The 14,902-nt window shown below is 70.5% G+C and carries 13 protein-coding genes; 6 read left to right on the top strand and 7 right to left on the bottom strand.

Translation table 11 applies throughout. The annotated features are described in order from the left end of the window. Window positions 1-21: 21 nt before the first annotated feature. From ACIA5G_RS50670 to ACIA5G_RS50645, 6 genes are read right to left on the bottom strand one after another with little or no spacing between them, the layout of a single operon-like run. Window positions 22-750, bottom strand: coding sequence for an ABC transporter ATP-binding protein (locus ACIA5G_RS50670; RefSeq protein ID WP_395937204.1), 729 nt, complete (start codon window positions 748-750; stop codon window positions 22-24). Then, on the bottom strand, window positions 747-2,576 hold the full coding sequence (locus tag ACIA5G_RS50665) for an ATP-binding cassette domain-containing protein (protein WP_395937202.1): 1,830 nt from the start codon (window positions 2,574-2,576) through the stop codon (window positions 747-749). Before ACIA5G_RS50665 ends, ACIA5G_RS50670 begins: the two co-directional genes overlap by 4 nt. Beyond that, a complete protein-coding gene (locus ACIA5G_RS50660; protein WP_395937199.1) occupies window positions 2,573-3,442 on the bottom strand; it encodes a branched-chain amino acid ABC transporter permease in 870 nt (289 codons plus the stop codon). The genes ACIA5G_RS50665 and ACIA5G_RS50660 overlap by 4 nt, the downstream gene beginning before the upstream one ends. Window positions 3,443-3,499: 57 nt before the next feature. Then, entirely contained in the window at window positions 3,500-4,648 is a 1,149-nt protein-coding gene (locus ACIA5G_RS50655; RefSeq protein ID WP_395937197.1) for an ABC transporter substrate-binding protein, read from the bottom strand. Between the two features lie 37 nt (window positions 4,649-4,685). After that, complete coding sequence (locus ACIA5G_RS50650) at window positions 4,686-6,431, bottom strand: thiamine pyrophosphate-binding protein (protein ID WP_395937195.1); 1,746 nt, start codon at window positions 6,429-6,431, stop codon at window positions 4,686-4,688. 32 nt (window positions 6,432-6,463) lie between these two features. After that, window positions 6,464-7,942, bottom strand: coding sequence for an aldehyde dehydrogenase family protein (locus ACIA5G_RS50645; protein ID WP_395937193.1), 1,479 nt, complete (start codon window positions 7,940-7,942; stop codon window positions 6,464-6,466). Between the two features lie 153 nt (window positions 7,943-8,095). Between ACIA5G_RS50645 and ACIA5G_RS50640 the strand changes: the two genes are divergently transcribed. From ACIA5G_RS50640 to ACIA5G_RS50620, 5 genes are all read left to right on the top strand, one after another. Then, on the top strand, window positions 8,096-8,902 hold the full coding sequence (locus tag ACIA5G_RS50640; RefSeq protein ID WP_395937191.1) for an IclR family transcriptional regulator: 807 nt from the start codon (window positions 8,096-8,098) through the stop codon (window positions 8,900-8,902). 56 nt (window positions 8,903-8,958) lie between these two features. Continuing rightward, window positions 8,959-10,182 (top strand): CaiB/BaiF CoA transferase family protein, encoded by a 1,224-nt coding sequence (locus tag ACIA5G_RS50635; RefSeq protein WP_395937189.1) that lies wholly within the window; start codon window positions 8,959-8,961, stop codon window positions 10,180-10,182. 1 nt (window position 10,183) lies between these two features. Continuing rightward, window positions 10,184-10,987, top strand: a complete 804-nt coding sequence (locus tag ACIA5G_RS50630) for a citryl-CoA lyase (protein WP_395937187.1) — start codon at window positions 10,184-10,186, stop codon at window positions 10,985-10,987. A 119-nt stretch (window positions 10,988-11,106) separates the two neighbouring features. After that, window positions 11,107-12,456, top strand: a complete 1,350-nt coding sequence (locus ACIA5G_RS50625) for an MFS transporter (RefSeq protein WP_395937184.1) — start codon at window positions 11,107-11,109, stop codon at window positions 12,454-12,456. Then, window positions 12,453-13,220 (top strand): N-acyl homoserine lactonase family protein, encoded by a 768-nt coding sequence (locus ACIA5G_RS50620; RefSeq protein WP_395937182.1) that lies wholly within the window; start codon window positions 12,453-12,455, stop codon window positions 13,218-13,220. The genes ACIA5G_RS50625 and ACIA5G_RS50620 overlap by 4 nt, the downstream gene beginning before the upstream one ends. Here the strand turns inward: ACIA5G_RS50620 and ACIA5G_RS50615 are convergent. After that, window positions 13,198-13,872 carry a TetR/AcrR family transcriptional regulator gene (locus ACIA5G_RS50615; RefSeq protein ID WP_395937180.1) on the bottom strand — a complete coding sequence of 225 codons (675 nt, stop codon included), beginning with the start codon at window positions 13,870-13,872 and terminating at the stop codon, window positions 13,198-13,200. The two genes, ACIA5G_RS50620 and ACIA5G_RS50615, sit on opposite strands and share 23 nt — an antisense overlap. Window positions 13,873-13,998: 126 nt before the next feature. Between ACIA5G_RS50615 and ACIA5G_RS50610 the strand changes: the two genes are divergently transcribed. Continuing rightward, a partial coding sequence (locus tag ACIA5G_RS50610) for a shikimate dehydrogenase (RefSeq protein WP_395937178.1) occupies window positions 13,999-14,902 on the top strand: 904 nt, incomplete at its 3' end.

The raw sequence follows: 14,902 nt of genomic DNA, 5'->3' as shown, positions 1-14,902 counted from the left end.
GGCGGCCGGTGGCGGCCCGAATCAGAGCCCGAGGTAGATCTGCCGCACCAGCGGGTCGTGACTGAGGTCCGCCGAGCTGCCGGTCATCGCGATCCGGCCGTTCTCCATCACCAGGCAGCTCTCGGTCGCCTCGAACGTCAGCTTCGCGTTCTGCTCCACCAGCAACAACCCGAGCCCCGCCGCGCTCAGCCGTTGCAGGGTCGCCAGGATCTCCTCCACGAGCTTGGGGGACAGGCCCATCGACGGCTCGTCGAGCAGCACCAGCTTCGGCTCCGACATCAGCGCGCGGCCGATGGCCAGCATCTGCTGCTGACCACCGGACAGCGCACCGGCCAGCCGGTGCTGCATCTCGCCCAGCACCGGGAACATCTCGTACACCTCACGCAGCGTCTCCTGCGTCTTTCCCTTCCACGAGCGCAGGTACGCGCCCAGCAGCAGGTTCTTCTCGACCGTCAGCCCGTCGAAGACGTGCCGGCCTTCGGGGACGTAACCGATGCCGTGCCGCACGATGTCCTGGGGCTTGACCTTCGTCAGGTCGTGTTCGCCGAGCCGCAACGCGCCCACCGACCGCGGCACCAGCCCCATCAACGCCTTGAGCGTCGACGTCTTCCCGGCACCGTTGGCGCCGATGATGCCCACGCACTTTCCCGCCCCGACGGAGAACCCGACGGAGCTGACCGCCTGGACCCCGCCGTACCGCACCGACAGATCCTCGACGACCAGGTCGCCCACTTCCGTGACAGTTTTCACGACATGGTCTCCGTTTCCACCGCACGCACCACCTCGGCGGTGCTGAACGAGTCACCCAGGTACGCCTCGATGACTTCGGGCCGGACGGCGACCTCGGCCGGCGTCCCCTCGGCGATCACCCCGCCGCTGGCCAGCACGGTGATCCGGTCGCACAGCGACATGACCAGGCCCATGTTGTGCTCGATGAGCACCACGGTGACGCCACTGTCGCGAATGGACCGGACGATCTCCTGCAGCTGCCCGACCTCCTGCCCGTTGAGCCCGGCCGCTGGCTCGTCGAGCAGCAGCAGCTTCGGCCCGGACGCCATCGCCCGCGCCAGCTCGACCCGCCGCTGGATCCCGTAGGGCAGCGACTTCGGCGCCGCGGCCCGGTAGTCCTCGAGCCCGAACCGCTCCAGCAGTTGCGCGGCGTCGTGCCGCAGCCGGCGTTCGAAGCGCCAGATCCCGACCGGCCACAGGACGTACCGCCACAGCGACCGCATCGCCGACCGGTCGAGCGCAACCAGGAGGTTCTCCTCGACGGTCATCTCGCCGAACAGCCGCAGGTTCTGGAACGTCCGGGCGAGCCCGAGCTGCGACAGCTGGTACGGCCGCTGCCCGGTGAGCACCTCGGTGCCGAAGGTCGCGGTGCCCGACGACGCGGTGTAGATGCCGCTGATCACGTTGAACAGCGTCGTCTTCCCCGAGCCGTTGGGACCGACGATGCCGCGGATCTCGCCCGGCGCCACCGACAACGAGACGTCCTTGAGCGCCTTGACCCCCCGGAAGTTCTTGCTGATCCCCGCGATCTCCAGTGGTGGGCCCTGCCCGGCCGGTTCGGCCGGGGCGTAGGGCCGGAACGGCTTGAGCACCGCCCGGTCGCCGGAGCGCCGCCGCCGGACCGCGTGGTGGATCCGGCCCGGCAGGCCCGCGAGGCCCGTCGGCGCGAAGACGACCATCAGCACGACGACCGAGCCGTAACCCAGCTGCGCGTACACCGAGAAGTCGACCAGCGCCTCCCGAACCAGCGACAACGCGACCGCGCCGATCACGCAGCCGAGGATGCTCTGCCGGCCGCCGATGATCACCATCGCCAGCAGCAGGAACATGTTGGCCACGCTGAACGTCTCGGGCGCGATGTAGCGGATCAGGCCCGCGTAGAGCACGCCCGCCGCTCCGCCGTAGACGCTGGCGGTGAGGAACGCCGTCATCCGCAGCAGCGGCACCGGCGCCCCGACCGCGCCCGCGGCCAGGGAGTCGTCGCGCATCGCCCGCAGCCGCCGGCCCAGCGCCGTCCGCACGAGGAACACCGCGAAGGCGATGGCCAGCGCGAACACGATCAGCTCGAGGTAGTAGTACAGGTACTCGTTGGACAGGTCGATGCCGAACAGCGGCGGCACCGGGATGCCGTTGAGCCCGGAAGCGCCGCCCGCGATCTGCGCGTTGGTCACCCAGTTGGTGAAGGCCAGCGCCAGACCGAGGGTGACGATCCCGAGGTAGTGCGACTGCACCCGCAGCGCCGGGATCCCGACGAACAGCCCGGCCAGCGCGGTGGCGAGCATCGCGAGCACCGCCGAGACCCAGAACCCCAGGCCGGACGTCGTCGTGAAGATCGCCAGGGCGTAGGAGCCGACGCCGAAGAACGCGACCTGGGCGAGGTTGATCTGGCCGGCGACACCCATCGCCAGCCCGAGCCCGACCGCCAGCAGCGCGAACACGATCGCGATGTTGACCACGTGGATGCCGTAACCGTCGAGGCCGTAGGGCAGGAACCACGCGCACACCGCGACGACCACCACCGCGATGAGCTGGGCGCTCCGGAGCCGGTTGCGCAGCAGCGGGTTCATGCGCGGCTCACCGTCCGCTCGCCGAACAGGCCGGTCGGCTTCACCATGACGATCACCGTGAAGACCAGGAACACGACCAGGTCCGAGTAACCCTGGAACTGCCCGGAGGCGAACGAGTCGAGCACCCCGATGGCCAGCCCGCCGACGATCGCCCCGGTGATGTTGCCGAAGCCGCCGAGGATCGCCGCGGCGAAACCCTTGATGCCCAGCGTCCCGCCCAGCGTGGGACTCACGTACAGCAGCGGGCCGACCAGCCCGCCGGCGAGCGCGGCCAGCCCCGCGCCGACGGCGAAGGCGATGGCGTTGCTGCGGCCGACGTGGATGCCGACCGCGGTGGCGGCCTCGTGGTCCATCGCGACGGCCTGCATCGCCGCGCCCCGCTTGGTGCGCTGCAGGAACAGCAGCAGGAGCACGGTGGCCACCGCGGCGATGCCGAGGACCACGAGACTGTAGGTGCGGATGCGGACGCCGAACACGTCGAGCGGCTCGGCCGCGACCGGCGTCGGCACGGCGTGCCCGGTGGCGCCCCAGATGATCGTCGCGAGGGACTCCAGCACCACCCCGAAGCCGATGGTGCCGATCAGCATGAGGTCGAAGTCCTTGTTCTCCAACGGCCGCAGCACGCGTTCCATCACCAGCGCGATGGCCCCGGTGACCAGCATCGCGACGACGATCGCCAGGATGAACGGCAGCCGGGAGGACATGTAGAACGTCGACGCCGCGTAGGCCCCGACCATCACCACCTGGCCGTGGGCGAAGTTCACCAGGCCCATCGTGCGGTAGACGATCGAGAAGCCCATCGCGACGAGGGCGTAGACGGCGCCGAAACTGAGCCCGCCGACGAGGGTCTGGAGAAAGACTTGCATTGAGGTCCTTTCACCGACGCGCGGGCCGCGCGCCCATCACGCGCGGCCCGGGCGTGATCAGCTGGCGGCCGCCACGAGCTTGCCGGCGGTGATGACGCCGATGGCCGTGGCGTGGATGCCGACCCCGGTCTGGTCGAACGTGAAGGTGCCGAGCAGCCCCGGGTACTTCGTGCCGCGGATCGTGTCGGCGAGCTGCTGGCCGGTGGCGGCGTTGCTGCTCTTGAGCGCGGTCAGGAAGATGTTGGTGCCGTCGAACGCCTTGGCGCCGTGCAGCTCGGCCTCTTCGTTGTAGGCGGCCTTGTAGGCCTGGGCGAACGCGCGGGACGCGTCGTTGATCTCGTTGCTCAGGTACGGGCTGCTGACGACGGTGCCTTCGGCGTTCGCGGCGCCCGCGGTGCTGAGGTAGACGGTGGTGCCCATCGGAGCCGCGCCGGCGACCACCGCGGTGATGCCCAGTTCACGGGCCTGCTTCACGATCAGCCCGGCTTCGACCTCTTCGGTGCCCACGAAGAGCACCTGCGGGTTCTTCTGCCGGATCGAGGTGAGCGCGGCGCTGAAGTCCTTCTGGTCGGTGGTGACGACCTGGTCGTCGACCGGCTTGACCCCGCGATTCGCCAGCGCCTTGCCGAACGCGTCGTGCTCACCCTTGCCGTAGGAGCCGTTGTTGGTGATGAAGGCGATGCTCTTCAGGCCCTTCTGGTCGACGAGGTGCTTGGCCAGCGTCTCGTCGTAGGTGGTGCTGGTCGGGCCGTTGAGGAACTGGAACGGGCTCTTGACCGCGGTGATCGACGGCGACTGCCCGGAGGTGATGCTCGGGATCTTCGCCTGCTGCAGCACCGGTGCCATCGCCACGGTGACGGCGCTCTCCGCGGTGCCGATCATCGCGACGTACCCCTCGCTGGCGATCTTGCGCGCCAGGTTGGTGCCGACCGTCGGGTCGCCGGCGTCGTCGAAGACGTCGAGCTGGACCTTGCGGCCGTTGACACCGCCCTTGGCGTTCCACTGGTCGACCGCCAGCTTCGCGCCCTTGGACTCCCAGGCGCCCAGCGAGCTGAGCTGCCCGCTCTGCGCGTCGACCACCGCGATCTTGATCGGGCCGCTCGTGTCGGCGGGGGTGGACGACGAGCTGCCGGGTGCGCTGCAGGCACCTATCGTGAGGACTGCCGTCGCGCACGCCAGCACGCGCCCGATGCCGAACCGGGTCATGATTGCCACCTCGTTGTGTCAGGGGGGAGTGGGGGAGTTATTCGAAGACGCCTTGGTAGATGTCCTTGATGTTCCAGTGCCCGGGGGTCGGCACCGGCTCGTTGACCATCGGGACGTCGAGCACCGCCGGTCGGCGGCGGTCGATCGCCTCGCGCAGCGCCGCGGCGAGCCCTTCCGGGTTCTCGACGAGGTAGCCGTCGGCGCCGCAGGCGCGGCCGAACGCCGCGAAGTCCGGTGAGGACGGGTTGCCGTCCCGGTCGCGGAACTCGCAGCCGAAACTGCGGCCGAAGTTCGCGGCCTGCAGGTCGGCGATGGTGCCGTGGGCACGGTTGTTCATCACCACGAAGATCACCGGCAGCCCGCGCTCGACGGCGAGCGGCACGGCCGGCAGCTGGGAGCTCATCCCGCCGTCACCGACGAGCGCGACCACCACCCGGTCGGGCTCGGCGATCTGCACCCCGACCGCGGCGGCCGGCCCGAAGCCCATGGTCGACGCGCCGCCCGGCGTGATGAACCGGCCTTCGTCGGGCAGGGCGTAGCACTGCGCGACACCGTTCTTGTTCCAGCCGACGTCGGTGACCAGGACGGCGTCGGCGGGCAAAGTGGTGCGGAGGTCCTCGAGGATCCGTTCCGGCCGCAGCGGGAAGTCGTTGCCGCGGCCGCGTTCCTGGCTCGCGGCGAACAGCTCCGACCGGGCGGTCGTGATGGTCTCGCGCAGGCCCGGCCGTTCGGTGGCGGCCGGCACCAGGGCCTTCACCGCGGCGGTGATCGCGGGCACCGCGTGCGCTACGTCCGCGACCGCGCCGATCTCGACGGGGTAGTTGCGGCCGATCTCGGCGGCGTCGATGTCGATCTGGATCAGCCGTCCCGGCGGGAACGCCCAGGTGTACTCGGTGTCCCACGAGCTGGCGTCGGTCTCGGCGAAGCGGGTGGCCAGCGCGAGGACGACGTCGGCCTTGCGGGTGTACTCGTTGGTCAGCTCCAGGCCCCAGAACCCGGTCATGCCCATGACGAGCGGGTGCCGGTCCGGGAGCGTGCCCTTGGCCATCAGCGAGTGGGCGACCGGGATGTCGAGGTGTTCGGCGAGCTCGAGCAGCGCCGCGCGCCCGGCCGGGGTGCGCAGGCCGCCGCCGAGGTAGATCAGCGGACGCTCGGCGGTGGTCAGCACCTCGGCGATCCGGCGTGCGTCCACATCGGACAGTCCCGGTGTGGTGACCTGCTGCGGCAATGGATAGCTCGCGGGATCCACCGGGCGCGAGAAGTGGTCCATCGGCACGCTCAGCAGCACCGCGCCGGGCCGTCCCGAGGTCGCCGTCCAGAAGGCCCGTTCGGTGAACCGGGCAAGGTCCTCGACCCGGTGCACCTGCCAGGCGCGCTTGACGAACGGCCGGTAGATGGCGGTCTGGTCGGCGTCGGCGTGGAGGTTGACCTCCTGGTGCGGGTGCCGGCCGTAGAAGTACGACGGGATGTCGCCGGTGATCGTGACGAGCGGCACCGAGTCCATCGCGGCGGTGGCGACGCCGGTGATCGCGTTCATCATCCCCGGTCCGACGTGGACGAGCAGCACGCCGGGTTTGCCGGACGCGCGGGCGTACCCGTCGGCGGCGTGCGCGGCGGCCTGCTCGTGGCGAGCCATCACGAACTCGATGCTGCTGCGGCTCAAGGCGTCCAGGAGGGCGATGTTCGTGTGGCCGCACAGCCCGAAGACGTATTCGACGCCGTAGGACTCGAGCTGGCGCACCAAGGCTTCGGCGGCGGTGATCGCGGGGGCGGGGGAGGTCATGGCCGGCTGGCTCCTTCGGTCGGCGAGGTCGGTCATCGGTCGCCCCAGACGGACATGCCGCGCAGGATCAGGGTTTTGACCACGGTGTAGTCGTCGATCATGGGGGCCGGTGACTCGCGGCCGAAGCCGGAGTCCTTCACCCCGCCGAAGGGGATGTGGTCGAGCCGGTAGTTCGACGAGCCGTTGACAACGAGGCCGCCGACCTGCAGGTCGCGCCAGGCGTTGATGATCGTGCGGACGTCGTGGGTGAAGAGACCGGCCTGGAGGCCGAACCGGCTGCGGTTGCAGGCTTCGATCGCTTCGCCGAGGTCGTCGAACGGCAGCACCGCGACAAGCGCGCCGAAGACCTCCTGGACGACGATCGTCGCGTCGGGCGCGGGTTCCGCCACGATGGTCGGGTGCAGGGTGGCGCCGTCGCGGGTGCCGCCGAGCACGACCCGGGCGCCCTGGGCGGCGGCTTCGGCGGTCCACTTCTCGACGCGGGTCGCGGCGTCTTCGTCGACCATCGACCCGACGTCCGTGGTGGGATCGAGCGGGTCACCCACTTTCAGTGTGGCGACTTCGGCGCGCAGGACGTCCAGGAACTCGTCGAACCGGCTGCGGTGCACGTAGATCCGCTGCACGGAGATGCAGCTCTGGCCGGAGTTGCTGTACCCGGTGCGGGCGCAGATCTTGGCCGCGTGGGTGACGTCGGCGTCCGCGCAGACCAGGGTGGCGGCGTTGCCCCCGAGCTCGAGGACCAGCCGCTTGGCCCCGGCCGCGCGGGCGACCGCGGCGCCGGTCTCCGCGCTGCCGGTGAAGCTGATGACGGCGACTTCGCCGGCGGCGCACAGCTTCGCGCCGACGTCACCACCGCCGTGCAGGAGCTGCACTGCTTCGGGTGGCATCCCGGCTTCGAGCAGGAGCGCCACGATCGCGGTGGTGGTGGCGGGCGCCTGCGGCGGCGCCTTCACCAGCGTCGTGTTGCCCGCGGCGAAGGAGGCGCCGAGCTTGTGGGCGAGCAGGTTCGCCGGGGCGTTGAACGGCGTGATGGCCAGGGCCACCCCGGCCGGGGCGCGGTAGGTCATGGCGGTGTTGCCGGTGCCGCGGGCCCAGCCGGCGACGGGGAGCACGTCGCCGCCGATGTGGCGGGTTTCCCCGGCGCAGACGGCGAAGGTGTCGGCGACCCGGTCGAGCTCACCGCGGCCGTCCTTGAGCGGTTTCCCGAGTTCGCGGGCGATCATCCGGGCGAGGTCGTCCCGGTGCTCGGCGGCCAGCTTCGCGGCCCGTTCGAGGATCGTGGCCCGGCTCGCCGGGGCCAGGTCCGCGACGGCTTTGGTGTTGCGCGCGGCGAACTCCACCGCCCGCGTCACCTGGCCGTCGGTGGCGGAAGCGAAGCGGGTGACCACTTTCCTCAGGTGGGGACCGATCCGCTCGGCGGGCGTCCCGTCCCGCGACCACTGGCCGGCGATGAACGCGGGGGCCGCCATCGGGTTGTCGGATCTTGCGGGTTCGAGCACTTCCTGCAGCACCGCCACGCTCCCTTGCGAACCATTGAACGGTACGTATGGACCACTCTGCGGCCCGTCGTGTAACGTACGTTCAGCCGCCCGTCGCTGGCAAGACCTCCGGCCGAAGTATTCACCAACCGGTTCATTAGCGAAGCTGCAAGGAGTGTGTGGGTCATGAAGCGTTCCGGTGCGAACGAGATCACCGAGCATCGGGACGGCGCGGGCGAGGGCACCGAGTCGCAGGGCGTGCGCAGTGTCCAGCGCGCGCTCGACATCCTCGGCCTGCTGACCGAGACCCAGCCGACCGTGTCCATCTCCGACATCGTCAAGGCCACCGGCCTGGCGAAGACGACGGCCGTCCGCCTGACGCAGACCCTCGAGCAGAACGGCCTGCTCTGGGCGACGAACAAGGGCTACATGGCCGGCCCGGGACTGTGGCGGTGGGCGCACCTCGCGCGCCAGACCTGGGAAATCCCCGACGAGATGAAACAGCTCATGCGGGACCTCGGCAACCGGCGGCGGGAGACCGTCAACCTGTACGTCCTGCGCGACATGTACCGGGTTTGTGTGGCCCAGCAGGAAAGCCCGCAGCCGCTGCGCCACGTCGTCCGCGTGGGTGACGAACTTCCCTTGTGGGGCGGGGCTTCCTCGAAGGTCTTGCTCCGCGACGCCAAGCCTGCTTTGCTGACGAGGATCGCGCGAAGCTCGCCCCACGGATCCGAGCACGTGCAGGTGCTGCAGTCGGGGCTCAGCGAAGCCGCCGACCAAGGGTTCGCCGTGAGCCACGGAGAACGCGAAGCGGGCCTGTCGGCCGTGGCCGTTCCGCTGATCGGCCGCGGGGGCACCGTCGTCGCGGCGCTTTCGCTCAGCGGCCCCACCATCCGCTTCCCCGAGGACGAGATCCCCGGGTTCGTCACCGACCTGCAGGAGACCGCCACGCGGATGACGGAGCGGGGCTTCGACCACCCCTTCATCGGCTGAGGTCCGTCCCGGTTCCGCGGGCCGTTCCGAAAGCCGTGTTCGCCCAAGGAGAGGGAATGCAGAGAAAGCCGCTTCGCGGTATCCGGGTGCTGGACCTGACCAACGTCCTCGCCGGTCCCTACTGCAGCTACCAGCTGATGCTCTTCGGGGCCGAGGTCGTGAAGATCGAGCTCCCCGGCTCCGGCGACCTGGCGCGGCACCTGGGCCCGGACGCCGACCTGAACCGCGAAGGGAACGGAACCTCGTTCCTGGCGCAGAACGCGGGGAAGAAGTCGATCGAGCTGAACCTGAAGGACGCGGGGGAGCGGCGCCTGTTCGAGGACCTCGTCCGCGGCGCCGACGTGGTGCTCGAGAACTACCGGGCCGGTGTGCTCGACCGGCTCGGCCTGGGCTGGGATCGGTTGCGCAGCATCAATCCCGGCCTCGTCTACTGCGCCATCTCCGGTTTCGGGCAGACCGGCCCGATGAGCCAGGCGCCGGCCTACGACCAGATCATCCAGGGCCTGTCCGGCATGATGAGCGTGACCGGCACCGAGGAGACCGCGCCGCTGCGGGTCGGGTTCCCGGTGTCCGACACCGTCGGCGGGCTGATGGCGGCACTGTCCATTTCGGCCGCTCTGGTCGGCCGGGAACGTTCGGGTGAAGGCTGTTTCCTCGATCTGTCCATGTTGGAGGCATCCCTTTCGGCGATGGGCTGGGTCGTGTCGAACTACGTGATCAGCGGTGTCCCGCCGGTGCCGATGGGCCGGGAGAACGCCACCGCCGCGCCGTCGGGCACGTTCTTCGCCGCGGACGGCCCGCTCAACATCGCGGCGAACCGGCAGACCCAGTTCGTCAGCCTGTGCACCCTGGTCGGGCGCGAGGACCTGGTGTCCGATCCTCGCTTCGCCGACCGCGAAGACCGCAAGACCCACCGTGCCGAGCTCACCGCCGAGCTCAACACCGCGCTGGGCCGGCGTCCCGCGCTCGAATGGGAGCGGATCCTTTCGGAAGCGGGTGTGCCGGCCGCGCGGATCCTCACCGTGCCCCAGGCGATCGAGTCCGACCAGCTGGCCCACCGCGGGTTCTTCACCGAGGTCGGGTTCCCGGGTGATCCACAACGGACACTCCGGGCGAGCGGGAACGGCGTCCACCTCGACGGTGCGCCGCTGCGGCCGCCGGGCCCGCCGCCGGTGCTCGGGGAGCACAACGCCGAGGCCGCCGAGCTGGCGCGCCGCTGGCTCGTCGCGGACATCCCGCGCCCGGCCGGAGCCTCTCTGGTACCGACGGACAAGGACTGACATGGACACCGAACCCCGGGACGCGACCGCCGGCGAAGTGGCGGACTGGTGGGCCACGAGCATCAGCCGGATGGAGCCCGGCGTGCTGGAGCTGCGCGGGATCCCGGTGCAGGAGCTGATCGGATCACACGGCTTCGTCGCGACGATCTGGTTGCTGGTGCGGGGAAGCAGCCCCACCCCGCAGGAGGCGGCGCTCCTGGAGGCGGCGATGGTCGCGTCGGTGGACCACGGCCCGCAGGCCCCGTCGATCGCGATCGCCCGGATGACCGTGACGTGCGGAGTGGGCATCAACAACGCGATGGCTTCGGGGGTCAACGCACTGGGCGACTCCCACGGCGGCGCGGGCCAGCAGTGCGTCGAACTGCTCTCGGAGATCGTCGCGCGGGAGTCCGGCGGGCTCGACCTCACGGAGGCGACCACGCAGGTCGTCGCCGAACACCGGGCCCGCAGCCGGTACCTGCCCGGGTTCGGGCACCGCTTCCACCCGGTCGACCCCCGCCGTGCGCCGCTCCTGGCCCTGGTGGACGCCGCGGTCGAGAACGGTGTGGTCGCGGGCCGGCACCTCCGGGCGGCTCGGGAGGTGGAGCGTCTCCTCAACGAGGGGCGGACGAAGCCGGTGCCGATGAACATCGACGGTGCGACGGCGGTGATCTACGCCGAACTCGGGTTCGCGCCGCCACTGGCCCGCGGGCTGTTCGTGCTGAGCCGCAGTGTCGGGATCCTCGCGCACGCGTGGGAGGAGAGCACCCAGGGGAGGCGCAACAAGGGCCCGATGCCGACGTCGATCCTGCCGGCCCACCGCTGACGCGAAACTCGCCCTTGACAACTCCGCGGGCGCCGTTCAATCTCTCTAATTAACCGTACGGTACATACCTGACCGGTTAGTTGGCGGACTGCGACGGCGCACCCACGGAGGAGATTGACGTGACCGATCGTCCGAATGGCGCAGCGCCGCCCGTGGGCCGGCCCGCCAAGGCAGCCTTGGCCGCGTGGATCGGCAGTGCGCTCGAGTACTACGACTTCTTCATCTACGGCACGGCCGCCGCCCTGGTGTTCAACAAGATCTTCTTCCCGGCCTCGTCGCCGGCGACCGGCACGCTGCTGGCGCTGTCGACCTTCGGCGTCGGGTACGTGTCGCGGCCGCTCGGGGCGCTGCTGCTGGGGCACCTGGGGGACAAGTTCGGCCGCAAACGTGTGCTGCTGGCGACCCTGCTGCTGATGGGGGTGTCCACCGTGCTCGTCGGCTGCCTGCCCGGCTACGGCACGCTGGGCGTGGCCGCGCCGATCCTGCTGGTCGCGCTGCGGCTGCTGCAAGGCCTGTCCGCCGGTGGTGAGCAGGCCAGCGCGAACTCGATGAGCCTCGAACACTCGCCGGAAAACCGCCGCGCCTACTACACGAGCTTCACGCTCAGCGGCACCCAAGCCGGTCAGATCCTGGCCACGGCGGTGTTCCTGCCGGTCGCCGCGCTGCCGGAGGAGCAGCTGCTGTCCTGGGGCTGGCGGGTGCCGTTCTGGCTGAGCGCCGTTGTGGTGCTGGTCGGCTACTACATCCGCCGTTCGCTGGACGAGACGCCGGTGTTCCAGCAGGAGGTCGCGAGCGGCGAGGTGGCCAAGCTGCCCTTGGCCGTGCTGCTGCGCGACCACTGGGCCGACGTCCTGCGCGTGGTCGTGGCGGCGCTGATCGCGTCGGTCAGCACGATCTTCACCGTCTACGCGCTCAGCTACGCCGTGAACACCGTCGGGTTGAGCAAGACACCCATGCTGTGGGTCGGGGTGCTGGCCAACGTCGCCGCCGTGCTCTCGATCCCGCTGTGGGCGAAGCTCTCCGACCGCGTCGGCCGCAAGCGGATCTTCATCGCGGGGTCACTGGGCTGCGCGGTCCTGATCTTCGCGTACCTGGGCGCCATCGCGGCCGGCAGCTACCCCTGGATCTTCGTGGTCGGCATCGGGATGTTCGGGATCGTCTACACCGCCACGAGCGCGGTGTGGCCGTCGTTCTACGGCGAGATGTTCCCCGCCCGGGTGCGCCTTTCGGGCACCGCGATCGGGACGCAGATCGGGTTCGCGATCAGCGGGTTCCTGCCCAGCATCGCGGTGGGGGTGACGGGGACGAGCCGGGGCGCGTGGCTGGGCGTCGCGATCTTCACCGCCGCGCTGTGCCTGGTGAACGTGATCGCGGTGGCCACCGGGCGGGAGACCTACCGGGTGCCGACCGACCAGCTGGGCCTCAAGGAACCGGCGCCGGCCCGGAACGAGGTCAGCGCCCCGAAGTGAGCGAGTTCGAGGTCTACGCGCTGTGCTACGGCCGGCGGACGGGTTTCCGCGGTGAGCATTTCCTCGGCTACGGCAAGGATTCCGCGGAACCCCATCCGACCGCGTACTACGTCTGGCTCGCGGTGTCGCCGGAGCACACGGTTCTGGTCGACGCGGGCATCCGGGCGGCGCGAGCACGGGAGATCGACGGGCTGGACTACGTCGAGCCCGTCCGGCTGCTCGCCGAACTCGGTGTCGAGCCGGACGCGGTCGACCAGGTCGTCCTCACGCACCTCCACTACGACCACTGCGGCACGGTGGCCGACTTTCCGCGGGCGCGCTTCGTGGTCCAGCAGTCCGAAATGGACTACTGGACGGGCCCGTGGGCGAAGCGGATCGAGCGGGAACGGTGGCTGCTCGACGAAGTGGCCCTCGAACGCGTGCGGGCCGGGGTGCACCTCGTCGACGGGGACGCCGAGGTGGTGCCGGGGCTCGGTGTCCACCTGGTCGGCGGGCACACCGCCGGGATGCAGGTCGTCCGGGTCGAGACCGCCGCCGGCCCGGTGGTGCTGGCCTCGGACGCCAGTCACTTCCACGAGAACATCGACAACGACCACCCGGCGCCGCTGCTGCACTCGATGACCGGCGTTTACGGCGCCTTCGACCGGGTCAAGGAGCTGGCCGGCGCCGGTCCGGTGGTGCCGGGGCACGATCCGGAGGTGCTCACCCGGTACCCGGTGGTCGCCGACCGGATCGTGCGGCTCAGCGGGTCGTCAGGTAGCTGACCAGCATGTCGGCGACCATCCGCCGGTGGTGGTCGCGGTGGGCCGGATCGAGCATGTCGCGGTCGAAGATGGCGTTGAACGTGTAGCGGTTCGCCGTGCGGAACACGCAGAACGCGCTGATGGCCATGTGCACGTCGAGCGCGTCGACGTCGTCGCGGAACTGCCCGGCTTCGCGGCCGCGGGCGAGGATGCGGGTGAGCACGTCGAGCGCGGGGTTGGCCAGGTTGGACAGCGCGTTCGAGCGGGCGATGTGCTCGGCGCGGTGGATGTTCTCGATGCTGACCAGCCGCACGAAGTCCGGGTGGGACTCGTGGTGGTCGAAGGTGAGCCCGGCGAGCTGCCGGATCGCCTCGGCGGGGTCGAGGTGGTCGACGTCGAGGTTCTGCTCGAGGGAGCGGATGACGGTGTAGGCGCGTTCGAGCACCTCGACGAACAGCTGGTCCTTGTTGGTGAAGTAGTAGTAGATCATCCGCTTGGTGGTGCGGGTCTTCGCGGCGATCTCGTCCACCCGCGCGCCGTCGAAGCCCTTTTCGGCGAATTCGCGGGCGGCGGTGTCGAGGATCTCGGCGCGGGTGCGGTCCGCGTCGCGAATGCGCTCGGGCCCGCCCTTCGCGGCGACCTTCGACACCTCATCCGACGATGGTGCTGCCACGGGCTTCCTTCCTCGCTTCGGCTGGTGGTGCCCACTCTAGGACGTCGCGGCGGATCGCAGCCCCTTCACGGCGCCGACACCATGAGGTACAAATAACGTACTGGTTCGTACATTACGGGAGTGCTGGTGTCGTTGTCTTCAGCCGTCGAGGCGATCCGTGACTGCGCAGCGCGGGCGACCCCGGGCACGGTGCTCACGGGGCTGATCGGCGCGGGCATCGGGCCGTCGCTGAGCCCGCCGCTGCACGAGACCGAGGCGCGCCGCCTCGGTCTGGCGCTGGTCTACACCCGCTTCGACCTCGACGACCACAACGTGCCGGCCACCGCGGTCGGCCCGATGCTGGCCGCGGCCCGCGACGCCGGGTACCGCGGGCTGAACATCACCCACCCCTGCAAGCAGGTGGTGCTGGAGCACCTGGACGAGCTGTCTCCCGACGCGGCCGCGCTGGCCGCGGTGAACACGGTCGTGTTCCGCGACGGCAGCGCGATCGGCCACAACACCGACTGGTCCGGCTTCGCCCGCGGCCTCCAGACTGGATTGCCCGACGCCGAACTCGGCTCGGTGGTGCTGCTCGGCGCAGGCGGAGCGGGGGCGGCGGTGGCCCATGGCCTCCTGACGGCCGGAGCCGGGCACGTCCAGGTCTTCGACCTCGACACCGGGCGGGCCGCGGAGCTCGCTGCCGCGCTTGCCGGTCGCTTCGGGACGGACCGCGCGTCGGCCGGGGTGAGTCTTGCGCCGCTGGGGGCGGTCGGCGGCGAGGTTGAGGCGGACGGCGCGCCAGTGGGATCGGACCGCGCGTCGGTGGGACCGGACCTTGCGCCGGTGGGGTCGGACCGCGGCGGGGTTGGGGTGGACCGCGAGCCGGAAGGACCGGACCGTGCGTCGGCGAGCGCGGACCACGCGTCGGTGGGGCCGGGCCTCGCGCCGCTGGGAGCGGACCGTGCGTCGGCGAGCGCGGACCACGCGTCGGTGGGGCCGGGCCTCGCGCCGCTGGGAGCGGACCGTGCGTCGGCGAGCGCGGACCACGCGT

This window comes from Amycolatopsis sp. NPDC051758, assembly GCF_044453095.1.
GTDB lineage: Bacteria > Actinomycetota > Actinomycetes > Mycobacteriales > Pseudonocardiaceae > Amycolatopsis.
The sequence above is the reverse complement of the archived record's forward strand: the minus strand, read 5'-3'. Positions and strand labels throughout refer to the sequence as shown.

What these genes read in the sequence shown, in the direction of transcription:
- ACIA5G_RS50665 (WP_395937202.1), bottom strand. Translation starts at nt 2,576, where the DNA reads ATGAACCCGCTGCTGCGCAACCGGCTCCGGAGCGCCCAGCTCATCGCG.
- ACIA5G_RS50660 (WP_395937199.1), bottom strand. Translation starts at nt 3,442, where the DNA reads ATGCAAGTCTTTCTCCAGACCCTCGTCGGCGGGCTCAGTTTCGGCGCC.
- ACIA5G_RS50655 (WP_395937197.1), bottom strand. Translation starts at nt 4,648, where the DNA reads ATGACCCGGTTCGGCATCGGGCGCGTGCTGGCGTGCGCGACGGCAGTC.
- ACIA5G_RS50650 (WP_395937195.1), bottom strand. Translation starts at nt 6,431, where the DNA reads ATGACCTCCCCCGCCCCCGCGATCACCGCCGCCGAAGCCTTGGTGCGC.
- ACIA5G_RS50640 (WP_395937191.1), top strand. Translation starts at nt 8,096, where the DNA reads ATGAAGCGTTCCGGTGCGAACGAGATCACCGAGCATCGGGACGGCGCG.
- ACIA5G_RS50635 (WP_395937189.1), top strand. Translation starts at nt 8,959, where the DNA reads ATGCAGAGAAAGCCGCTTCGCGGTATCCGGGTGCTGGACCTGACCAAC.
- ACIA5G_RS50630 (WP_395937187.1), top strand. Translation starts at nt 10,184, where the DNA reads ATGGACACCGAACCCCGGGACGCGACCGCCGGCGAAGTGGCGGACTGG.